The 22,973-nt window shown below is 45.5% G+C and carries 20 protein-coding genes and 3 tRNA genes; 8 read left to right on the top strand and 15 right to left on the bottom strand.

Features of this window, described 5'->3' with window-relative positions; genetic code table 11:
- Nucleotides 1-60 precede the first annotated feature (60 nt).
- Nucleotides 61-1,584: a methyl-accepting chemotaxis protein gene (locus MH215_RS29175; protein ID WP_275446382.1), complete on the bottom strand. Its 1,524-nt coding sequence runs from the start codon at nucleotides 1,582-1,584 to the stop codon at nucleotides 61-63.
- A gap of 172 nt (nucleotides 1,585-1,756) precedes the next feature.
- Nucleotides 1,757-2,206 (bottom strand): SRPBCC family protein, encoded by a 450-nt coding sequence (locus MH215_RS28845; protein WP_056697120.1) that lies wholly within the window; start codon nucleotides 2,204-2,206, stop codon nucleotides 1,757-1,759.
- Between the two features lie 306 nt (nucleotides 2,207-2,512).
- Here MH215_RS28845 and MH215_RS28840 point away from each other — a divergent pair, with 306 nt between their 5' ends.
- The 5 genes from MH215_RS28840 to MH215_RS28820 all read left to right on the top strand — a co-directional run bounded on the left by MH215_RS28840 (nucleotide 2,513) and on the right by MH215_RS28820 (nucleotide 7,010).
- Nucleotides 2,513-3,952: a serine hydrolase domain-containing protein gene (locus MH215_RS28840; protein WP_239294281.1), complete on the top strand. Its 1,440-nt coding sequence runs from the start codon at nucleotides 2,513-2,515 to the stop codon at nucleotides 3,950-3,952.
- 177 nt (nucleotides 3,953-4,129) lie between these two features.
- Nucleotides 4,130-4,945 (top strand): helix-turn-helix domain-containing protein, encoded by an 816-nt coding sequence (locus tag MH215_RS28835; protein ID WP_239294280.1) that lies wholly within the window; start codon nucleotides 4,130-4,132, stop codon nucleotides 4,943-4,945.
- Nucleotides 4,946-5,113: 168 nt separating this feature from the next.
- Nucleotides 5,114-5,470: a DUF1304 domain-containing protein gene (locus MH215_RS28830; protein WP_343224618.1), complete on the top strand. Its 357-nt coding sequence runs from the start codon at nucleotides 5,114-5,116 to the stop codon at nucleotides 5,468-5,470.
- 111 nt (nucleotides 5,471-5,581) lie between these two features.
- On the top strand, nucleotides 5,582-6,382 hold the full coding sequence (locus tag MH215_RS28825) for a DUF4261 domain-containing protein (RefSeq protein ID WP_239294279.1): 801 nt from the start codon (nucleotides 5,582-5,584) through the stop codon (nucleotides 6,380-6,382).
- 268 nt (nucleotides 6,383-6,650) lie between these two features.
- Nucleotides 6,651-7,010 (top strand): hypothetical protein, encoded by a 360-nt coding sequence (locus tag MH215_RS28820; protein ID WP_239294278.1) that lies wholly within the window; start codon nucleotides 6,651-6,653, stop codon nucleotides 7,008-7,010.
- 198 nt (nucleotides 7,011-7,208) lie between these two features.
- Here MH215_RS28820 and MH215_RS28815 read toward each other — a convergent pair whose 3' ends face one another.
- The 3 genes from MH215_RS28815 to MH215_RS28805 form a co-directional block, all read right to left on the bottom strand.
- Entirely contained in the window at nucleotides 7,209-7,709 is a 501-nt protein-coding gene (locus MH215_RS28815) for a GNAT family N-acetyltransferase (RefSeq protein WP_239294277.1), read from the bottom strand.
- Nucleotides 7,706-8,203, bottom strand: a complete 498-nt coding sequence (locus MH215_RS28810) for a hypothetical protein (RefSeq protein ID WP_239294276.1) — start codon at nucleotides 8,201-8,203, stop codon at nucleotides 7,706-7,708. Before MH215_RS28810 ends, MH215_RS28815 begins: the two co-directional genes overlap by 4 nt.
- Before the next feature lie 72 nt (nucleotides 8,204-8,275).
- The gene (locus tag MH215_RS28805) at nucleotides 8,276-8,941 is read right to left on the bottom strand and encodes a hypothetical protein (protein ID WP_239294275.1); all 666 of its coding nucleotides are present in this window, start codon (nucleotides 8,939-8,941) and stop codon (nucleotides 8,276-8,278) included.
- A gap of 212 nt (nucleotides 8,942-9,153) precedes the next feature.
- Here MH215_RS28805 and MH215_RS28800 point away from each other — a divergent pair, with 212 nt between their 5' ends.
- Together MH215_RS28800 and MH215_RS28795 are read left to right on the top strand one after the other, a co-directional pair.
- Nucleotides 9,154-11,130 carry a methyl-accepting chemotaxis protein gene (locus tag MH215_RS28800; RefSeq protein WP_239294274.1) on the top strand — a complete coding sequence of 659 codons (1,977 nt, stop codon included), beginning with the start codon at nucleotides 9,154-9,156 and terminating at the stop codon, nucleotides 11,128-11,130.
- A 113-nt stretch (nucleotides 11,131-11,243) separates the two neighbouring features.
- Nucleotides 11,244-13,223, top strand: coding sequence for a methyl-accepting chemotaxis protein (locus MH215_RS28795; protein ID WP_239294273.1), 1,980 nt, complete (start codon nucleotides 11,244-11,246; stop codon nucleotides 13,221-13,223).
- 263 nt (nucleotides 13,224-13,486) lie between these two features.
- Here MH215_RS28795 and MH215_RS28790 read toward each other — a convergent pair whose 3' ends face one another.
- The 3 genes from MH215_RS28790 to iolG form a co-directional block, all read right to left on the bottom strand.
- Nucleotides 13,487-14,497, bottom strand: a complete 1,011-nt coding sequence (locus MH215_RS28790; protein WP_239294272.1) for a LacI family DNA-binding transcriptional regulator — start codon at nucleotides 14,495-14,497, stop codon at nucleotides 13,487-13,489.
- A 151-nt stretch (nucleotides 14,498-14,648) separates the two neighbouring features.
- A complete protein-coding gene (gene iolB / locus MH215_RS28785; RefSeq protein WP_239294271.1) occupies nucleotides 14,649-15,458 on the bottom strand; it encodes a 5-deoxy-glucuronate isomerase in 810 nt (269 codons plus the stop codon).
- A gap of 66 nt (nucleotides 15,459-15,524) precedes the next feature.
- Nucleotides 15,525-16,580, bottom strand: coding sequence for an inositol 2-dehydrogenase (gene iolG, locus MH215_RS28780; RefSeq protein WP_239294270.1), 1,056 nt, complete (start codon nucleotides 16,578-16,580; stop codon nucleotides 15,525-15,527).
- Between iolG and MH215_RS29375 the strand changes: the two genes are divergently transcribed.
- On the top strand, nucleotides 16,494-16,712 hold the full coding sequence (locus tag MH215_RS29375) for a hypothetical protein (protein ID WP_481857499.1): 219 nt from the start codon (nucleotides 16,494-16,496) through the stop codon (nucleotides 16,710-16,712). The two genes, iolG and MH215_RS29375, sit on opposite strands and share 87 nt — an antisense overlap.
- On the opposite strand, the gene MH215_RS28775 is transcribed toward MH215_RS29375, so the two are convergent.
- The 7 genes from MH215_RS28775 to MH215_RS28745 all read right to left on the bottom strand — a co-directional run bounded on the left by MH215_RS28775 (nucleotide 16,659) and on the right by MH215_RS28745 (nucleotide 22,933).
- A complete protein-coding gene (locus MH215_RS28775) occupies nucleotides 16,659-18,134 on the bottom strand; it encodes a CoA-acylating methylmalonate-semialdehyde dehydrogenase (RefSeq protein ID WP_275446381.1) in 1,476 nt (491 codons plus the stop codon). The two genes, MH215_RS29375 and MH215_RS28775, sit on opposite strands and share 54 nt — an antisense overlap.
- 195 nt (nucleotides 18,135-18,329) lie before the next feature.
- Nucleotides 18,330-19,337, bottom strand: a complete 1,008-nt coding sequence (gene iolC / locus MH215_RS28770; protein WP_239294269.1) for a 5-dehydro-2-deoxygluconokinase — start codon at nucleotides 19,335-19,337, stop codon at nucleotides 18,330-18,332.
- A 252-nt stretch (nucleotides 19,338-19,589) separates the two neighbouring features.
- On the bottom strand, nucleotides 19,590-20,486 hold the full coding sequence (iolE, locus tag MH215_RS28765) for a myo-inosose-2 dehydratase (RefSeq protein ID WP_239294268.1): 897 nt from the start codon (nucleotides 20,484-20,486) through the stop codon (nucleotides 19,590-19,592).
- A 55-nt stretch (nucleotides 20,487-20,541) separates the two neighbouring features.
- Nucleotides 20,542-22,407, bottom strand: a complete 1,866-nt coding sequence (gene iolD, locus MH215_RS28760; protein ID WP_239294267.1) for a 3D-(3,5/4)-trihydroxycyclohexane-1,2-dione acylhydrolase (decyclizing) — start codon at nucleotides 22,405-22,407, stop codon at nucleotides 20,542-20,544.
- A gap of 284 nt (nucleotides 22,408-22,691) precedes the next feature.
- Nucleotides 22,692-22,762, bottom strand: a tRNA-Gly gene (locus MH215_RS28755).
- Between the two features lie 11 nt (nucleotides 22,763-22,773).
- Nucleotides 22,774-22,847: transfer RNA gene (locus tag MH215_RS28750), tRNA-Pro, on the bottom strand.
- A 7-nt stretch (nucleotides 22,848-22,854) separates the two neighbouring features.
- Nucleotides 22,855-22,933: transfer RNA gene (locus MH215_RS28745), tRNA-Leu, on the bottom strand.
- Nucleotides 22,934-22,973 lie beyond the last annotated feature (40 nt).

Here is a 22,973-nt window from a genome sequence, read left to right as displayed (position 1 = left end):
CTGTTTTTGTATAGACTTCCTCCACTCTGAGCGGAGGAGAGCACAACCTGTTCGTTCGTCTTACAAGTTGCGTGAGAAATTCACTAAGTCCTGGGACATCGTGTTGATCTCATCCATGGACGCATTCACTTGTTGTGTAAGCGCAGCCTGGTTCTGTGTCAGTGTAGACATGTTACCGATATGCTCCAGAATCTGATCAATGAGTGTCTTCATTGCATGCATGCTATCTTCAATATTAACGGTTGCATCAGAGCTATGGTCTGCCAGCTTACGTACTTCCCCTGCAACGACGCCGAATCCGAGTCCTAGCTCGCCTGCACGCGCAGCTTCGATGGCTGCGTTCAACCCAAGTAGATTCGTCTGACTGGCAATCTCTCGAATAAACGTCGTAATATTCTTCGTCTCGTCCGCACTAACCTTCACCTGCGTAGCAGCCTCAGCAGATAACTCCTGTGCTGTCACCAGCTCCTGTGCCTGATCTGTAATCGAGTTAATGCCACGAACCATCTCACTGATGGATTCGGACAACTGCTCTGTTTTTCGATTCATCGCTTCGACTACCTGTGCTTTATTCTTCTCGTGAGTCACATCACGTATTGTACCTGCTACGCGCAGTGGCACCCCATCATTGTCTCGTATCGTCTCACCGCCCGCATGATACCAACGATACTCACCATTCTTACGTTGTATACGATAATCCAGATCATACGGTGTACGTCCACTATAATCATTCATATGTTCAGCAAATGCGTTAATGGTGCGATCATGATCTTCCGGATGAAGACGGGAGCTCCAACTGCTGAATACATTGGGAAAATCATTCTCATCTTTGAATCCGAGTTCTCTGCGGAACTGCGGTGACCACCAAAATTCATTGTTCGGATTAACCACATCTCCAGCAACAACGGTCATATCCCAAGGTGCTTCGACTAGAGCTCGATTGACAAGGTCATAACGTGTCACGAGTGCTTCAAGTTCATCTGACTCCGTCTTCTGATCATGGATATCAAACATGATTCCTAAGAGCTTGATAGGAACTCCCTCACTATTTCGAACAACCTGGCCAAGACAACGGAACCAACGAATCTCTCCGCCTTTTAGTATCATTCGACTCATCACATTATACGGAGCCGTTTCCTTAGGGCTTTTCACATTTTCAGTGATCGCTTGCACCAGTTGTGGTCTGTCCTCTGGATTAACAGATTTCGCCCAGCTTGCAAATTCATTAGGATAATCCTCTGCATTCACATAACCAAGCATGCGCCGGAATTCATCGGAGAATGACACTTTATTATTGCGATCAAGCGGATCCCCAGCAACGATGTTAGACTCCCAGACCCCAATGTTCATTACTTGATTTAACATGCTCAACCGTAACGTCAGTGCTTCATTTTTTTGGTTCCTTATATGTATAGCTTTATTCACATTGCTTACAATCTCAGCATATTCTTGTAAATCTGTCTCCACAGTGGAGAGCTCATTAACCTCATTTCTCTCTGCATCTACCACAAGTTTACGACTATATTCCAGCAACTGTTGCAGCGAAGCATTTGGCTTGTTCGATTGTGTACGGTTAAACAGCATGTTCATTTCTCCTCTACAGTTATACACCTATAATTCGACATGATCTGACATGAGTTCAGATTACACCTCCTCCTTCGTAAATACAATAAAAATAAGCGCCAAATCGGCGCTTAATGGGTTTTATTTTTTTGACTATACGTATGACTGCCTTCCATCCCCAATGGGTTACCAATTACCAACCAAACTGAAGAGTCTTTCCTGTCTCTACCCAGCTCTTGATGCTGCTCAAGATCATCCACCAGCTCTGCTGTGCATTTGCAAATGACGGATGATTCTCTGTGAACTGATCATTAATTAATGTCAGCTTCGTGCATTCCCCTACGGTCTCTAGTTGAAAAGACACTCTGGATTGCAGCTCCTCATGATTCGCATGATAGGACGGCCCGGGATGTTCGAGATAACTCAAAGTAGACAAAGGTTCGAACTCCAATATCTGTCCATACACATGAACAGTCTCTTGCCCATCGTTCCCCGGCCCAACATAGGCAAAGGGCTGACCAGGCTGAAAGTTTGAACGGAGTTCACTGCCAAAGAAGCTGCTACGCGTCCCATCTGGAGAGATTAGGGCACTCCACACCTCTTCTAGTCCAGCATTGATATAAAACTCATACTTCAGCTCCACACAATCCACTCCCCTTATGTAATTGATGTACAAGCGAGTTACTTACATGACTATCCTATCGTTATACCCTAAAGGTGTATTGTAAAAACACGACAAGACTATATGTTAGTTTACCTTTAAGAAGTGGTTCACAAAGTCAATTTAATCATACGTTTATCTTTTGCTAAAAAAGTATCGTTATCCATATTCTTCTATGGTATATTGGGATGCAGATGAATATAAAGGACGTGAACCCGTTGGTATAACTCATGCTAACTCAATCAGGTTTGCTTTTTGAAAATTTCATATAACCTATTGGAGGATCTCATGAGCGAAATTCAGCGAAAAATAGATCAAGTACACAATGCATTGTCCGCATTTTGGAAAGACGAGCCTGTTCCAGGATTGGCGGTAGGCATCGTCTATCGTAACCAAACCATCTATACTCGTGGCTTTGGCATCATGAATATGGAAAGTGGATTGCCAGTTACAGAGCACACGCTCTTTCACACTGCCTCTGTATCCAAAACGTTGGTAGCCACAGCAATCATGCAGCTTGCGGAACAAGAATTGTTGCAGCTAAATGGGTACGTAACGGACTATTTACCCTACTTTAATCTGAAAGACGAACTCTACCAGCTAATCACCGTGAGACATCTGCTGAATCATACATCAGGCTTACCTGATGAAGATGATTTTGGATGGGATCGCCCTGAGTATGACGAAGGGAGCCTTGAACGCTATGTGAGGAGCATTGGCAATTGTACTCTGCGTAGTAGGCCAGGGGAAGCATTCTTTTATAGCAATATTGGTTATGAGATTTTGGGTGATCTTATTGCCAAGGTTAGCGGTATGGACTTTGAATCTTACATGAAGAGCCATATCCTGTTACCCTGCTCTATGATGCATAGCTCATTTCTCAAACAAGAGGTGCCCGCAGACCTTCTCGCTGATCCCCATATTCTAGGATTATTCGAAGGTTATGGACCCGAGGTTAGCCTCACCTTCCCTTACCATCGAGCCCATGCACCAAGCTCCACCTTATATGCGAGTGCCACAGATCTATGTGCCTATGCGGTTAAGCAGCTACAAGGGCTACATGTCGATCATACCTCGCGTCTACTTCATGAGGAGAACTACCATGCCATGTGGGGTTCTGAGACAGTCACCGGCTATGGCAACTGGTTGAACACCATGGGACTTGGCTGGTTTACAGGTGAGTATAAAGGGTATCGTACGGCTGCTCATATGGGAAGGGACACGGGTTTTCGTAGTCTCTTGGTGCTTCTTCCCCACGAGGGTATTGCAGTGACGATCTTGATGAATGCCGATTATATCGGATTAAACATCGTATGTGAGACTTTGCTCGACATCATGCTCGGTGTGAGTGAGAAAGCAACGATTCCACGATCCCTGGCACATGTTTTGGCAGGCATCGCCTTGCGGGATGGGGTCGAAGAAGCCTATCAATATTATGCTGACGTCGCACTTCCTTCTATAGATAACTATGTGGTCTATGAAGGTGAATTCAACGCTTTTGCGTATATGTTGCTGCGAAGTGGGAGACCGGGCGAAGGACTGCGTATTCTGGAGATCGCCATTCGACTGCTTCCAGAATCATCGAATCTCCATGATAGCTTGGGGGAAATGTACGCCGTAGCTGGGAAACGTGATCAGGCTATAGTGCATTACCAGAAGTCTATTGAGCTAGATCCAACTCATGTAGAAGCAATTGAGATCATTCATAGGTTGCTGAGACAGGTTTGAATAGACAGATCCATTCCCTGTTCTAGGTATATGACATATCATTAAAACTCCAATATCAACGACTACAGATATAATCTGTAGTCGTTTTTTGGATACAATAGCAAGCTTTCGTGCTTGGTAAAAAGATCAGCTATACTACACTTATTGAATGACAGAATTTATATGGGGGAATACGAGATGCAATCTGCTAATGATATGAAGAGAGCTAACATGGGTATACTGAAATTTGATGAGATTGACAACACATATCAGTTGAACCGTTATGCTCCTTCTGAAGCATTAAGTTCCTGGGTAAAGCACTTCTGGATTGCATCCTGGGATCTTACTGCCAAGCAGCCTTATCCGCAGCACATCGTTCCTAATCCTTGTGTGAATCTCATTGTAGAGCACGGGAATACTTTTTTCTATGGCCCTTCTAAACGAAAATTCACTTACACGATTAAGGATAAAGGAAGTGTTTTTGGCGTAAAGTTCAAACCTGGCGGTTGTTATCCTTATCTCCGTACACCTATATCTTCACTACATGGCAATCCCTTGCACGTTGGACAAATCCTCAATGTTACTTCAGACGAACTTGAAGATTCCCTGCTTGGAATGAAAACCGATGTGGAAAAGGTCAGCTATATGGATCAGCTTCTCTGCGAACATATACCTGCCGAGGATGCTAAAGCCCAATTCGTTGGTGAGATTGTTTCGCAGATTGAACTAAATCGCGATATGCTGAGGGTGGATGACTTAGCTGCCTGCTTTAATATCCATACCAGACAACTCCAGCGGCTGTTTAATCAGTATGTAGGGATAAGTCCCAAGACAGTAATTAAATTGTATCGTCTGCAAAATGCGGCTGAATCTATCGAACAAGGTTCTCACTACGATCTAATTCAACTTTCTCAGGATCTGGGCTATCATGACCAATCGCATTTTATTAAAGACTTCAAGTCGATCATAGGTAGTACGCCCGAAGATTACGTGAATAACCATTCAAAAAATTGATTCGACCCTCGACTAACGAACCCGTGTATCTCACTAATTATGAAAAATAGTATGTATACACACAATTTAATTGCACAAAATTAAATTTATACTTCCCGTTTATATAAGAAAGCTTTATACTGGTATACAAGTAATCAAATACATATGTAGAAAGCAAGGTGTTTTTTCGTGATCAGTACCATTTTTGTAGCTCTTGTTGCTATTGAACATTTGTATATTCTCGTAATGGAGATGTTTATGTGGACAAGCCCACGTACAATGAAAACGTTTGGTACCACTCCTGAATTTGCTAAGTCCACCAAGTCTCTTGCGGCTAATCAAGGTCTGTATAACGGATTCCTCGCTGCGGGTCTGATCTGGGGACTGTTGTATCCAGACTCAACTGTTGGACAGCATATCCAAATCTTCTTCTTAGCCTGCGTGGTCATTGCGGCTATTTATGGAGGAGCAACTTCCTCCCGCTCTATCATCATTAAACAAGGCTTACCTGCCATTATTGCATTGCTTCTCGTCCTGTTCCTCTAATCACATGCCGATACCATGACATCGCGGATTATTACATTCCCGTATGTTATGGTATGGTAATGACATAGTACTTATGTCAATTACTGTGATTGGTTGAAAGGAGAACGTCTCATGGGATTGTTTGATAAACTTCGACGTCGTAAAAAGGAAACTGTGCAGGTAGATGAGGTCTTGGCGTCCACTCCGCATCATGAAACCATCGTTGGATTCGTTCTGTTAGAACGTGAGGAATGTGATTTGAATGTCTTCATCCATAAGATGAAACAGGAATGGGACATAGACATTGAGGAACAACCGGAAGAAGGCAATTTATTTTTTGAAGTGAACGGTATGCAAGTGGTATGTGCTCATATAGCTGCTCCTGTGCCTGATCATGAAGTCGAGGAGAATGCCAAACTTAATATACTGTGGCGAGAAGCGGAACAAGTAACTTCCCGACATCAATCGCAAATTATAGTGTCTGTTCTGAATGCTACCGATGCGATTCAAGGACATATTCTATTCACCAAAACAGCAAGCGCCCTATTACAATTGGATCATGCACTCGCCATATATCTAGCACCACTTGTAGTAGAAGCAAGTCAATACATAGAGATCAGTCGGTGGCTGAAGGAAGACGAGCTCCCTGTATCGCTGTGGGTGTACATTGGTTTATTCCAAGATGCACAAGGTGCTTCAGCTTATACATATGGTTTACGTAGGTTTGGGAAAGACGAGATGGAGATCACCCAATCTGCTGAAGCATTAAGTGACGTGTATGAGATGATGTTTATGACGACAACTTATGTCATCGAGAATGATATCACGTTGCACGACGGGGAGACACTTGGGTTCACAGCAGAACAGAAGCTACCCATCACTCGTTCAGAAGGAATAGCTACAGAAGGTCATAGTCTCAAAATAGGTTACTAGTCTTTACTGGCTTATAGATTACGCAAAGTCAGATGTTACGTCACCATAAGCTGCCTATGTCGTTTATAGATATGGCGGCTTTTTTGGTACCTAATTTCGCTTGTTCGCTTATAGCTACACGTCCTCAGACTAACCCATACATACGACTAAATAGTCCATAAGTATTACACAAAACCAATTATAGTTTTCATTCATGCTAGATATAGGTATAATTAATAGGTAAATAGACTCACGTTTACATACATTTTATGACTGAGGAGTTGCCTAAATGTCCGTTAGACTTTTAGATTCAGACACCCCCATTTTGGAGATTATTTGGGACGGAATTGTAACGCCAGAACAAGTGGAACAGGCGAATATACAAATTCAACAACTGAGTAATTCACTAGGGGATTCATTCGATGTGTTGGTCGATATGCGTAATATGAAGGCTTTCCCCCAAGATACCAAAGAAAAAATTGTAGAGCACCAGAAAATGCTTACGCAATTGGGAATGAAACGCGCCAGTGTGGCCGTTGGTGGAGCTATTGCCAAAATGCAGTTGAATCGAATCTCCAAAGATTCCAACCATCAAACCGAGTTTCAATGGGAAACGTATGATGAAGCATTGGCCTTTTTGCTAAAATAATCAATCGATGCTTTTGACTTATGTTTCATAAGTATTCCAATCTGAGTTGCACATAAAAAGGCACTTCCTGAAGGAAGTGCCTTTTCTGCTCTGCCCTGAATTCCACTGTTCTCTTTTCGACCGTAGGTACAACCTGAACTTCCAGTGAAGATTCAATATTTATTTAATTTGTAATTCTAGATTTGGATCTACTTTCTCTTACTGTATAGTGCACATCATCGTGACCGATGTGCCACACATGCCTACTTCAACAAATCCGAATCGACGATACAGTCGAATTGCTTCGTTATCTGGATCAACACTAAGTGACACGGCAGCAATCCCCCTTTGCTTCGCTTCCTCTAATGCAGTTTGAATTAACCGTGTACCCACACCTTGTCCGCGTGATTCTTCAATGATTGCCATTCCCATTTCTGGTGTCTCCGCATTGACGTAGCCGAATCCTGCATTTTGTTCATCGAAGAACCTTAGTGTGATAGAGCCTAGTCTTCTGTCCTGCCCCTCGTGGGTAGCCACAGCCACAAATCCAAAGTCGCCTTCTCTTCCCCATCCCTCTACATATTTTGATAGTTCAGGCCGATTTATGATATCCCGTTCAAAAGGCTCTTCACCCTCTTTAGTGTGCAAAGATGCATATAACATTTCCCATAAAAATGGAACATCTCGCTCATCAATGGGTCGAACGACAATATCAGTCATGCAGCATCCTCCTTTAACTTGTTAAAAATACGTTCAAGTTCATTAAAGTTGAATTCATTTGTGATTTTGTAAGCCTTATGGGCATCTCTCGTTGCAGCACTATTGTAAATGGCCATTGTATTATCGCTGTAGAGTGAAACCCCGATTTGCTCAGAAAAACGATCCTCTTTGATGATCAAAATCCGTACTTGGTAATAGTAAGGTAAATCCCGATCAGCACCTACTTGTTTTACGTTTTGTAGCTCAATATCTTTGAATAACTTTAGAATATTCTGGATCTGCTTCGGATCTTCAAGTTTAACATCTTCTGAATCATAGAGCTGGTGTTCAACCTTACTTATTTCTATTAGCCTAATCTTGTCAAGCATGCTCATATGGTCAGTTACCTCTGCACGAAACGTAGTATGTTGACTCTTCACATATAACGGGATCGCAATAGCAGCAACTACTATGGCCGTAACTATAGCTATGATATACTTCGTTCTATTTTTCATATGACAACGATGCACTCCTCTCATAACCATTCAACTTGGTTCTATAAGGTTACTGCACTATGACGTGGGTACTTAGAGCCTTACCCAACCCGATCCACTGAAATATCTACGAAATCCCTTTTCAGATCCGTCCACAGACTCCATTGGAAACCAGTATTGTTGCTTAAGCTCTTCAGCTGATGACATGCCCAATCCATGATTATACTGACCTTCAACGCTCAACTGATCGGCGTAAGCGTTCAAATTAACCTGTACACGGAATTGATCATGCCTAGTCACCTTCACATAGTTCTGTACAATTTTTGTTAAATCGCCATTCTCTGGGGTCAAATAACTTGTATGTTCATAAACCTGCCGAAACTCCCTATGTACTTCAGATCCATCCCGAACTTCTTCGATCTCTGCGAGAAACCCTGTTTGAACATCGACACCAGCTCCTAGATCGACAAGTGCGGTATATTCTGCATGATAGATATTGGAAGAGTAAGATGCAGATTGCCCCTTAAGCTGAGAAAAATCCTCCCCTGTAAGCTCCAGATATCTAGAATGGAATTGTTCAGGAGACAAATTGGTCATCTCCCAATGGAAATCTAGATCATTAGGATCCATTACAATCTCAACCTCAGGAGTAGGAGGTGTGTGGTCTTCTAATTCTTGTTCTCGCGAGGGATTAAGCAGAATCAAGAGCGCAACAAAACAAGCAGATAAGATGTATCCCCACTTTTTAATGATACTCACTCCCCTTTTTCACCTAGTCTCTTAGAATATGGATCTTATTTTTTGCCTATCTATGTAAATAACGTTAGTTCTACATGAAAGTTATTGATTATTTTGAATTGAAATCGTATTCAGGAGTTTTATAGCTAATATTTAAAATATATATGACGATATACTTCATAAGCTTTCAACCATGCTAACACATTTATGACATCTAGGGGGAGAAGTAACGTATGAAATTAAAACTTAAATTGATGTTGGCTTTCTTGATCACTGTCCTTATTACTGCAGGCGCGCTCGCACCACTGGGTCTGTATCAGTCAGGCAAACAAGCCACTCAAAGTGTGAACAACAAACTAGACGGATTAGTATCCGCCGCAACATTTCAGTTGGACGGTTGGTTACATGGCAATGAGAAATTAGTTGAAACGGTGGGTCTCGTGTTCCAAGAAGCTGTGCCTGCTTCTGATGTGAATGAGGACTATTTATCCATCATGTACCAGGGCACCAACCAGAACAATTTAGAGGATTTATATTACGGTAACGAGGATGGTCAGTTTATAAACGGTTCTGACTTCGTCCAAGCAGCAGATTATGACCCCCGAGAACGTTCCTGGTACCAAGAAGCTGTGGCAGCCGATAAGCTAATCTTTACCGATCCATACATCGATAACAAATCTAAACAATTCACGGTATCTATCGCCATGCCTATAAAAACAGAGAATGGTGCGCTACAGGGCGTTGTCGCTTCTGATATTTTGCTCTCCAAACTAACCGATACGGTCAATCAGATTGATCTGGGTGGTTTAGGGTACACCTTCATGCTTGATAAAAATGGCGTTATCTTAGCTCATCCCAAAGCTGAGCTTGCAAGCACCTCTGCTGCCGACAACGCTGAATTGGGACCATTATTGGCAGAGATGTTAGCTAATCCATCAGGACAGGAGTCTTTCCAATATAACGGGGATAACCTGCTTTTATACTTCAAACAGATTCCAAGTACCGGCTGGATTGTCGGTTCAGTCATTTCTGAGAAACTCGCTTATGCTGAATATTATCAATTACGAAACCAATACATTCTGATTATCACAGTTACGCTCGTCGTTGTTTTGGCAGCAGCATATGGTGTTGCCGCTCGTTTAATCAAACCTTTGAAACGGCTCCAGCTTATGTCTGCTCAAATGTCTGAGGGTGATTTCACAGGTCGTGTTCCCTCCAAAGGAAAAGATGAATTTGCCGAGCTTGGAGTGGCCTTCAATTCAATGTCTGATCAGCTCAGCCAGTTGTTACAACAGGTACAGCAGTCTGCAGATCGGGTTCAGGTCATTTCACATGATATGGAGAATCATACCGGGAATACCCAGCGCATAGCTGAACAGATTTCCATCGCTACGGACGAGCTCGCTCAGGGGGCGAGCAGCCAGGCAGAGTCTGTCTATGAAGGCTCTAACCGACTAACCGAAATGAGCCACACCGTCAATGGCATTAATGGCAGTATCGAGCAATCGGTAGCTATGGTGCAGGAGGCAACAGACGCCATGCACGCAGGATTACAAGCCGTTGACCATCAAGTGCATCTCGCAGAAGATAACCGTAAATCTATTCAACAGGTCGGAGAATCCATTCACTTATTGGCGGATAAATCTCGCAAAATTGAAGATATCGCCAGCATGATCCGTGATATTTCGGCTCAGACGAACTTGCTCGCTCTGAATGCCTCCATTGAAGCTGCTCGAGCGGGAGAGCAAGGACGAGGATTTGCTGTAGTTGCGGGTGAAGTACGCAAACTAGCTGAGCAATCTTCCCAGTCTGTGGATTCAATTATTGTGCTGCTAAGCGAAATTCAGGCTGCGAGCAGTCAAAGCGTCGATGAAGTAACGTCTGCCGAGCAAGTCACCCAGCAACAAGTTGCTTCCGTTCATGACATGCGGGATGTATTTGCACGAATTAAACAATCGGTCGATGGCATTGACCATCAGGTGAGACAGGTTTCCACAGCGACCTCTGAGCTCGACAGTAATGCAGGGAAAATTGCCGAGGTGATCTCCAGTGTTGCCGCAATGTCCGAACAGAGTGCTGCTTCGACAGAAGAAGTCGCTTCTTCCACTCAAGAGCAGTTCAATTACATTACAACCATTTCAGAAAGCTCTAGAGAATTAACGAATCACACCAATACGTTATTTAACGAAGTGAAAAAATTTAAAATTTAATATTCCTCCATACTAAATATCTGCTTCATTTTGACGATATATTATCTAAGTTGTAAGTCTTAAAGTTTCATTCAAACAGAAGAAATAGAACTGGATGCTTGGGGGGAATGGGAATGAAGCTCAAACCAAAATTAATGATGATGTTTCTCGCCGCCGTATTAATCACAGCAGTTCCGCTTGCAGCTCTGGGCTTGATTCAAACCGAGAAACAAGCCACGCTACATGTGGATACCAAATTAAAGGGACTAATGACCTCATCAGCCAACGAGTTAAATGGTTGGATTAGCAGTAACGCTAAAGTGGTTGAAACACTGTCGTTCATCATTCAGGAGGGTGTACCCGAGGGGCAGCTCAATGCAGATTATTTCAATATTATGAAGCTTGGTAGCAATAAAGAAAGCCTCTCGGATCTCTATTTTGGTGCAGAACAAACTGGCGAGTTTCTTAATGGCTCCGGCTGGGTGCCTGACCCTGATTACGATCCCCGAAAACGACCATGGTACATGGAAGCCAAGCAAGCTAACCAATTAACATTCTCCGATCCTTACCTAGATATGGTGACTAATCAATATGCCGTGTCCATCGCCATGCCTGTACAGAATAAGGAAGGGCAGTTACAAGGGATTGCGGCAGCCGATTTGCTTCTCTCCACCCTTACCGATACGGTGAGTAAGATCAACCTAGATGGGCTAGGATACACCTTCTTAATCGATAAAAAAGGACAGCTCCTAGCTCACCCTGATGAGAAGCTCGTGAATACATCTGCTGCGGAAGATCCAAAACTCCAGCCATTATTGGCTGATATGCAAGCTAACCCGTCAGGACAGAAGCTTTTCCGTTACAACGATGAGAACTATTCATTATTCTATCAACAGATTCCGAGTACAGGCTGGGTGATTGGTGCAGTAATTTCCGAAAAACTCGCTTATGCCGAGTATTACTCTTTACGTAATAATTATATTCTGATTATCGGAATTACACTGCTCGTTGTGATGGCTGCATCGTATTGGATTGCCTCACTCTTCATTAAGCCTCTGAGAAGCCTGCATGGCACATCCCAGCAAATGTCGAGTGGTGATTTTACCAGCCGAGTGAACATAAAGGGCAGAGATGAATTTGCCGAGCTTGGTACAGCATTTAATCAGATGTCCGATCAGTTGAGTACGCTGCTTCAACAGGTGACCTCTTCCACGGATCAGGTACAGCGTATTTCTGGTGAGATGGAAGACCATACGAACAATACGAAGCGCATAGCAGAGCAAATCTCCATTGCCACAGATGAACTAGCTCAAGGGTCTAGCAAGCAAGCCGAATCTGTCTACGATGGCTCCACTCGTCTGTCGGAGATGAGTGATAACGTTAGCGGTATTCACCGCAGTGTAGAGCAGTCCGTCAACATGATGCGTGAAGCGAGTGAAGCTATGCAAGTAGGGATTCAGGCCGTTGACCATCAGGTCGAGCTTGCAGGCGATAATCGCAAGTCTATTGACCGTGTTGGAGAGTCCATCACACTGCTGGCAGACAAGTCTCAGAAGATCGAAGGCATTGTCGATATGATTCGCGGCATTGCCTCACAGACCAATCTGCTTGCCTTGAACGCTTCAATTGAAGCAGCTAGAGCAGGTGAACATGGACGTGGGTTCGCCGTCGTAGCCGAAGAAGTCCGGAAGCTCGCTGAACAATCTTCAAGCTCTGCCCAGGATATCATTGTATTGCTAGATGAGATTCAAGCAGCTAGTCGCCAAAGTGTAGATGATGTGGTCTCTGCTGAAGGTGGCATTGATCAGCAAGTCGCTGCCGTGCATGAGATGCGGGAGTCATTCACACGGATTAAGCAATCCATTGACGGTATCGACAGCCAGTTAGGGCTCGTATCCTCTGCCACGACAGAACTGGATCGTAATGCAGGCAAGATTGCTGAGATCATCTCCAGCGTAGCAGCCATGTCGGAGGAAAGTGCGGCTTCCACTGAGGAAGTTGCCTCCTCAACACAAGAACAAGTGAATTACACGACCAATATATCGAAGCGTGCTAGTGAACTCTCGCAGCATGCCAACACATTATTCCAGGAAGTGAAAAAGTTCAAAATTTAAACGGAAACGTTCAAATTAGGACAAGATGTACCTCCTTCGAAGCATTTAAGTAATGGATAAACGAAATTGTTCGTCCTTGAATAAGCAACTTCTGAATCTGCGTCGCTTACTGCTCACTGAACGATATACACGAATGAAACGCTTAGAATGATAAATAAGCCGCGTCTCCCAATAGGGAATCACACGGCTTATTTATTTTGTGCTCCAGTATTGTTCTGATTGAGATCAGGAGCGGCGGCATAACGATATGCGAGCTGCTTCTGTTAGCGTTCAACCCTAGGTCCTGTCGACTCCCGTACCACCAATTCAGGCTTCAACACCTTCTGCTGTGGCTGCTTGTTGTGATCCTTCAACTCTTCAATAAGAATATCCACCGCATGACGACCAAGCTCTTCAATAGGCTGAGCAATCGTTGTGAGCGGCGGGCTCGTCACTGAAGCCAGAATCGTATTATCAAAACCAATGATCGACACATCTTCAGGCACACGTAGGCCTAGTTCCTTCGCTGCCTGTAGCGCACCTATCGCCTGTATGTCATTACAGCAGAATAGACCTGTTGGACGCTCGATATCGTTAAGGAGTTGAAGCACTTCCTGTTTGGCCGCGTGCAAGTCAGCAGAAGAAGCTCTGATTCGTTCCGATGCAAGCGTGTGACCTGCGTGCTGCAGCTGCTCGCGGAAACCTCGGATGCGTTCTTGACTACTGCTCACCTTGAACGGTTCAGATAATACAGCAAGATGGGTGTGACCCAGTTCAAGTAGGTGCTGCGCAGCCAGTGCACCGCCTAAACGGTCATCAATAGCGACTGTGTGCACAGACAGCGTTGGTATCTGCCTTGCGATCAGTGCAACAGGAATCGATTGTTGCAGCAGTGGTGCCAATATATCTGCATTATCGATCCCTGTTCCGATCATCATGCCATCGACTCTTTTTTGCTGTAACAGATTCAGATAGCGCTCTACCCGCTCGTCCTTGTTATCTGTACTGCAGATCACGACGCTATATCCGAGCTTGCGACTCCGATCCTCCACTGCCCGAGCCAGCTCGGCAAAATACGGATTCGAAATATCGGGAACGAGCAGACCCAAGGTATACGTCTGTTTGCCAGTAAGTGCGGCAGCAATGGCACTTGGTTGATAGTGTAGACGTTCCATAATCTCCATGATCTCGGCGCGGCGCTTTTCACTAATTTTCCCTTTGCCGTTAATGACCTGTGACACCGTTGCTATCGATACACCCGCTTCACGTGCTATATCATAAATGGTTGCTTTCAATGTTATTTCCCCATTTGTACTACATATAAAGTTCATTATACATAGGTAATCGTTTCTTCTTATTATGCAGGGGGATGTCCGCATAAGCAACCAACTGTAGGTTCTTCCCGTGCATAAGACAAGTCCAGCATGTTAAGGACTCTGAAGGAGTCTATCTTTTGTTCATCAGCCAATCATGGTCAGGATCGTTATGGAATTTCCATGTCCGCGTTGGTCCAGCCATCACGTTCAGATAATACACCTCGTACCCTGGAGGAGCACCTACCGGATGGTATCCGCATGGTACAAGCACCACTTCGCCATTGTTGACGGCGAGCGTCTCATCCACAGAACGATCATCAGTATAGATCCGTTGAATAGCGAAGCCTTGCTGGGGCTCTACACGGAAATAATAGGTCTCCTCCAGCAATGACTCATCTGGTAGTGCATCCCGATCATGTTTGTGCGGAGGATAACTCGACCAGTGTCCATCCGGTGTAAACACTTCTACTACAAGCAAACTGTCGGCTTCCTTCTGCTCTGGCAAAATGTTATGGATCTGCCGCTCCAGATTACCGTACCCTCGTGTCTCAACGCCAACATCCTCAGGTGCAATCAGACGTGCTGGGTAACTTCCTTTACCAGGTGCTGCACAAATAGCAATTTCAAGCTTGGTAAGCGCAGTAATCTGTACTTGATCTGAACTCGGAATATACACAGAGTATGGAGGGATTTTCTCAAAAACGCTCATTCTGCGCCCAATATTCTCCCACGTGTTCTTCTGTGTACTCACATTCGCAAGTCCGCTAAGAAGAACGATACACAGCTCCTGATCCTCGCTCTCACGTACCCATGTCTGATTCTCCTCCAGTTGTACCACCTGAAATCCTACGTATTCCCAGCCGGCCGACTCTGGCGTAACGGTTAAGAGTGTTCCATCCTCTGCTGGTTTGAATTCGGGCTTCACTATGCGCTCTGACATGTGGTTACCGACTCCTCTCGAATTGCAATTTTAGAACAACATACGATAGCAGTTAACTTTGCTTGCTTAAGATTGAACAGCCGTCTGCGAATTCACTGATACACTGGTTACCTCACGAAGCTTGACTGGTCTTCCCTGTTGGAGTGACATCCGAGCCGCATATGCAATCCGCTCTGCCTGAACCGCATCATGACCATCCACGATCACAGGTGTATCCTTCAGAATAGCCTCTATAAACAGTGCTGTTTCTTGTACATACGCTTCGTTATAACGTTCAAGGAAAAAGTGGAGTGGTTTGTCCCGCAGTAATCCCGTAGCTGTGCTAAGCTCTACCGTATTCGGATGGTCATTGGCAGCCGCAGTGCTACCCATCGATCCAAACACTTCCACACGTTGGTCATATCCATATACCGCTCGGCGGCTATTATCAATAACACCAATGGCTCCATTAGCAAAATTCATCGTCACAATCGCGGTATCCACATCTTCATATTCAGCAAATACGGGGTCCACCAGCACATTGCCTTGAGCGTACACTTCCTCTACTTCACTGCCTGAGAGATAACGAGCCATATCAAAATCATGAATCATCATATCCATGAAAATTCCACCTGATACCCGGATATATTCCGCAGGCGGCGGGCTAGGGTCACGAGAGGTAATCTTGATAATATGAGGCTCTCCAATCGAGCCATCCTGTACATGTGCGCGCACCTGTCTGAAATTATGATCAAAGCGGCGATTGAATCCGATCTGTAGCTTCACTCCTGCCTGCTGTACAGCCGCTACTGCTGCCTCTGTCTGATGAAGATCCATACTCACTGGTTTCTCACAAAAAATATGCTTACCTGCTTGCGCCGCTAATTCAATAAGTGGCACATGAGTGTCTGTTGAGGAACAGATCAATACAGCATCCACGTCAGGGTGTTCAATAAGCTCTGTACTGTTCGTTGTCACCACAGAGATACCACGCATAGCTGCCCAAGCTTCAAGCTCTGGCCCTGCAAATAGATCACTTATGCCCACGATCTCCACATGAGGATTGCGCAACAAATTGTCGGCATGAATTTTACCAATTCGTCCTGCACCAATGATACCCACTCTCACCTTGTCCTTGCCCATCCCGCTACCTCCCTGTATGCGTATCCTGTCTCCCATGACTTACTTAGGCTTCATTGTGATCAGCCGATCACACGTTGCTTACCAACGAGCCGTAACCATCTTTTTGCGCGTGTAAAACTCGACACCGTCTGACCCGTTAGCATGAAGATCCCCATAGAATGATTTCTTCCAGCCGGAAAATGGGAAGAACGCCATCGGCGCTGGCACGCCTAGGTTAATGCCCAGCATACCCGCATCAATGGTTTCACGGAATTGCCGCATGTGAGCTCCGCTACGTGTGAACAAGCACGCGCCGTTAGCAAAATCAGAACGGTTTGCCAGCTCCACCGCTTCCTCCAACGTCTCCACTCTCGCTACGGCAAGAACCGGAGCGAAAATTTCATCTTTCCAAATTTTCATCGTGCTATCTACTTTATCGAATACGGTTGGCCCTACAAAATAGCCTGCTTCCCCGCTTGCCTTATCCTTACGGCCGTCCCGAATCAATGCCGCTCCTTCTTGCTCTCCAGCCTCGATATAACCCAGCGTTCGTTCCTTATGTCCAGCGCGAATGACTGGGCCTAACAACACTCCCTCATCCAGACCATTACCAATGGTAATCCGATCGGCTGCTCCCACCAGCTTCTCGACAAGTGCGTCTGCAACATCGCCTACAGCCACAACCACTGAACACGCCATACAGCGCTCTCCCGCCGAGCCAAACGCTGCACTAGTAATCTCTTTCACCGTGAGTTCAAGGTCAGCATCTGGCATAACGATAGAGTGGTTTTTAGCACCAGCTAGCGCCTGCACCCGTTTGCCATGAGCGGAAGCAGTTTTATAGATATATTCAGCCACAGGCTGTGATCCGACAAAAGAGATCGCTTGAATCTGCTTATGTTCAAGCAATCCGTTCACGACATCATGTGCACCGTGAACGATATTAAGCACACCATCCGGTAGCCCCGCTTCCTTGAATAGCTCTGCCAAGCGTCCTGCTAGCAGAGGTGTACGCTCCGAGGGCTTCAGGACAAATGTGTTGCCGCAGGCGATGGCCAGCGGGAACATCCAACACGGTACCATCATCGGGAAGTTGAATGGAGTAATACCTCCAATTACACCTACTGGGTACCGATACATGCCTGACTCCAGCCCTGTGGCGATGTCAGGTAATTGTTTACCCATCATCAGATTCGGGGCACCTGCTGCGAATTCCACGCATTCGATACCACGCAGGACTTCGCCGTAGGCCTCTGCGTAACTCTTACCATTTTCAAGCGTAACCAGCTTTGCAAGCTCTTCCCAATGTTCTACGAGCAATTGCTGATAGCGGAACAATATCCGGGCACGGCGTGGCACCGGGGTTACACTCCAGGATCGGAATGCCTCATGTGCTGTTTCAACAGCCTTGTCTACATCTGCCCGCTCAGAAAGCGGTACATAAGCGATAATCTCTTCCGTAGCTGGATTCACAACAGGCTCCGTACGGGTAGACGTTGGAGTCACCCAAGTACCCCCGATCCAGTTTTGTACCATTGTCACATTTGTCGATGTCTCCGATGTTCCTTTTGCCATAACCTAGTCCCCCTTCGTATATACGTGCCCTATGAACTTACCTATGCCTGAAATCGCAGTAGTGAAGTTAATCCGTTAATTTATATAGGTTCAACTAAAGAAGGTTCAGTTTCACTTATATAGTTAACTAAATAAATTAGTATATGATCCTCAGTAAACGGATCTGCATTTCTGAGTATTTATGCGATCCAACGATCACACTGTTATTTCGCCTCGATTACAACGTTCGATATATTCATTCACCTGCTCCACCGTAGGCATTGCATCCGAACAACTGTGACTAGAGATGACAATGCTGGCTGCTGCAGCACCATACCCCATACTGCGTTCAATCGTCCATCCTTGCATCAGACCATATAGGAATCCGGCTGCGTAGGAATCACCGGCTCCAAATGTTTTGACAACCCGCGCTGGATAACTATCCGCACGGTGAGACAGCCCTTCTCTGGTGTACGCAATAGAACCTTCCTTGCCGTGTTTGATCACTACGATTTTGGCATCAAAGTCGAACCATTTCTGAGCGGTTATCTGATCGTTATGTTCTGGGTTATGATCAAATGTTTCCATCATATCGAACTCTTCTCGAGTCCCTAGAATGATGTCACACTTCTCTGCTGCCAGATTGTAATATACCGCCGTTTCTTCTGCTGAAGACCACGTATATGGACGGTAATCTAGATCAAACACAATGACAGTTCCATGTCTCTTGGCATAAGTTAGTGCCTGCAATACCGCTTCACGCGAAGGACTCTGAGCGAGAGCAGTACCAGAAATCAGGAGCACGCTAGAATCTGCAATGAGTTGCTCTTGCACCTCGCGCGGCTGTAACTTCAGATCAGCTACGTTATCCCGGTACATCAGAATACTGCAATCGGTCGGGCTTTTGATCTCTGTAAACGCAAGTCCTGTAACTGCCCCCGTATCATCCGATACGACATTGGAGGTGTCGATGGTGTTCTGCTCCAGATAACTTTGGATGAAGCGTCCCATCTGATCGTCTGCGATCTTGCCGATAAACGCTGTCTTCATGCCAAGCCTTGACATGCCAATCGTAATGTTGGCGGGAGAGCCACCTACATATTTCGTAAACGTCATCGTTTCTTCCATAGGGCGGTTAATCTCGTTGGCATTAAGGTCGATGCATAATCGGCCAATCGCAGTAAAGTCTAGCTTTCGGGATACCGGAAAGGATACGTAGGTCATTACCGTTGAACCCCTTTCTAAGGGAAATATTTATAAAAATAATTGGGTCATTAAATCTATTTCTACTAGGGCTGCATTGCCCTTCATTGTTGAATCCTCTGAAGAGATTTTTTTTATGACTCTGTGAGTCACTTGGAATCTATTAGATGCCTCTGTAAAGCTAGCGCTATTGACTCTGATGGAAGTCTAACTACCTCTGCTGACTCGATCGCTCGGTAGTATCTTCATCTATTTTTCGAACCAGTTCGTAGACTACCCAATTAGAGATTCCATGTATTGCAGAGAGCGTTTCGCATACTCATAAGGATTATGAATTGCTGGATCTTGTTCCCCTTCGAGCATTGCCCAGCCGTCATATCCTCGCGCGATCAATTCCTGAAGAATTGGTGCAAAATCAATACATCCATCACCTGGTACAGTAAACACTCCTCTACGAATACAACCGACAAAATCAGATTGTTCCTTCCTAGCCTCATCAAGCACATGTGGGCGAATATCCTTCAAGTGGATATAAGCTATGCGGTCATAATGTTTACGCAGCACCGTAAGTGGATCTGCACCACCGTAATAGGCATGACCCGTATCGTACAGGAGGTACACCAGTGAAGGATCGGTGAGCTCCATAAGCCGGTCAATTTCATCTGGCTGCTCTACCACAGTGCCGCCATGGTGGTGATAGGTGAGCTTGAGCCCATACTCTTGAGCGATAGCTCCAGCTGCATTCAAGCCATCAGCAAATGTATGCCATTCCGATTCGCTCAGTCTTAATACTTCTTTTTCATGCGGTGTGCGCCGTGGGTCAAAATGCAGCGAACCCCCCACCTCAGCTGTACTAATCACCTTACTACCCATCGACTGTAAAAATTCCGCATGTCTTCGGTAACTGTCCAGCTCGGATAGACGATAGGCTGGGTCTGATAGCAGCACCGATTTCCATTGGGAGACAAGACGGATGTTCCGCTTATTTAATTCCTCGCGTAGCGTTGCAGAATCGGTTGGATATTTGCGTCCCATCTCCGTACCTGTTAACCCGAGACGCTGAATGTCATCTAAAATCTGCTCACAGGTTGTGGCATCACCATGTTCCTTCACGTCCTCGCCAACCCAATTAATCGGATGAATCCCGAGCTGAAAGGGCAACTTGTTCATTGCTTTACATCTCCTTTGTCGTTCAGCCTAGCTCCGTATTGTGAACAGTGCTGAATTAAATGGGTCTTGCTTTGGATCGATTCGTTAACATTGCCTGATGAGCATGAATTACCTTTTCTTCTGTAGAAACCTCCGGTACACCCACATTCCACCATGACTCGTACCCACCTGCGTTCGTTCCCGGCACGACGGAGATCTCGATGAGTGTAGTCACGTTCTCGTTTCTAGCATCCTTGAGTGCCTGCTCCAACTGCTCCGCAGTTTCAGCCTTGTAGGCTTTGGCTCCCATACTCTTGGCATGGGCAACAAAATCCATTTGCATATAATCGCCAGAGAGTCTTCCGCTCTCCGAATCCCGGTACCGGAACTCGTTACCGAACCCGTCGCTTCCATGCTCACGCTGTAGGTTATGGATACACTGGAATCCATTGTTGTTAAATAATAAAATAGTGAACTTCTTCTGTTCCTGTAAGCTGGTCACCAGTTCAGAATGAAGCATCAGATAACTTCCATCGCCAACCATGGCGTATACCTCACGATCAGGCTCAGCAAGCGCAGCTCCGAATGCACCACTTACCTCATATCCCATACAAGAGAATCCATACTCCATGTGATATGTCTTCGGCTCTGCTGCTCGCCACAGACGGTGCAAGTCTCCTGGTAGACTACCTGCTGCACACACGATAACGGAAGATGGATCAATCGTTTGATTAATAACGCCAACCGCAGTAGTCTGTGCGAGGCCATCTGTATGTTCTAGACTGTACAGCCGATCTACTTCTGTAATCCATTCATCACGTAAGTCAGCAACTTCAGTTGCGCCATATCCAGTTTGGTATTGCTGCTCCTGCAAAACCTTTTGCAATGCCTGTAGACCTTCCCGTGCATCTGCCAGAATGGCCTCCCCACCTAATTTGGCGGCATCCATGTTATTAAGATTAATATTGACGAAAGTAGCTTCCGGATGCTGAAAAGCAGAGTGAGACGCCGTCGTAAAATCGGAGAACCGAGTTCCCACGCCGATTACAACGTCCGCTTCCCTTGCAAGCCTATTGGCTGCTAAGGAGCCAGTAACCCCAATGGCACCCACATTGAGCGGGTGGTTCCACGGTATAGCACTTTTACCCGCCTGTGTCTCGGCAACAGGAATACCAAACCTCTCGGCGAATTCCGCTAATTGTTCGGATGCCTCAGAGTACAACACACCGCCACCTGCAACGAGCAGTGGCTTCTTGCTGCGGGCAATCTGTTCCGTTGCCCGTTCCAGTGCAGCTTGAACCGGTGGACGGCGATCCAAGTAGTGTACTTTACGAGCAAAGAACGATTCTGGATAATCGTATGCCTCTGCCTGAACATCCTGCGGCAGTGCCAATGTTACCGCGCCTGTCTCTGCTGGGTCAGTTAATACTCGCATGGCTTGTGTTGCTGCAATCATTAATTGTTCTGGGCGAACGATTCGATCCCAATACTTGCTGACAGCTTTGAAGGGATCCGTCGCTGAGATCGTATAGTCACTGCTTACCTCCAACTGCTGTAGAACCGGATCAGGCTCTCGCGTTGCAAAATTATCACCGGGAAGCAGTAGGACAGGAATCCGATTGACTGTTGCTGTTGCCGCCGCTGTGATCATATTCAGCGCACCTGGCCCAATGGATGTTGTACAGGCATAGATTTGTTTACGATTCTTCTGCTTGGCATAAGCAGTGGCTGTATGCACCATGCCTTGCTCATTTTTTCCTTGCATATATCGCAGCGTACCCGGGCTACGCTCCAGTGCTTCTCCAATACCAGTCACATTCCCATGTCCAAAAATACCGATGACACCTTTTACAAACTTAGTTTCTACACCATCTACCGAAATGTACTGCTGATCTAAATATCGAAGTAATGCCTGTGCCATCGTCAGTCGAATTGTTCCCATTCGTTAATTGTCTCCCTTCCCTTTACAGGTTAAGCGCTTAATCTACGTTAAGTTTAAGCGCCTTACCTCTAAAGGTTAAGCGCTTAATTCACATGGTAATACAGCTTACTGATTTAGGCAAGACATTTTTGTAAGCGTTTTATATTTTTTGTATTAAAATTTCGCTACTTGATGTACGTTGAATATTGCTTCTATTGGACTGGATAATGTTATTATGTTCGTCGAAGCGTAAAAAAAGCAAAAGAGATATGGCATGCACCATATCTCTTTTGCTTTTCTATTGAAGCGGGTGATGGGAATCGAACCCACGCTATTAGCTTGGAAGGCTAAAGTTCTACCATTGAACTACACCCGCATACGATAAGATCGGGATGACACGATTTGAACATGCGACCCCCTGGTCCCAAACCAGGTGCTCTACCAAGCTGAGCTACATCCCGTTATATATACCGGCGAGAGGACTCGAACCTCCACGGTTTCCCACTCGATTTTGAGTCGAGCGCGTCTGCCATTCCGCCACGCCGGCATATGAAGTTATAATGGCGCGCCCTGAGAGATTCGAACTC

Source organism: Paenibacillus sp. ACRSA, from assembly GCF_022346845.1.
GTDB lineage: Bacteria > Bacillota > Bacilli > Paenibacillales > Paenibacillaceae > Paenibacillus.
This window is presented reverse-complemented; position numbering and strand designations above follow the sequence as displayed.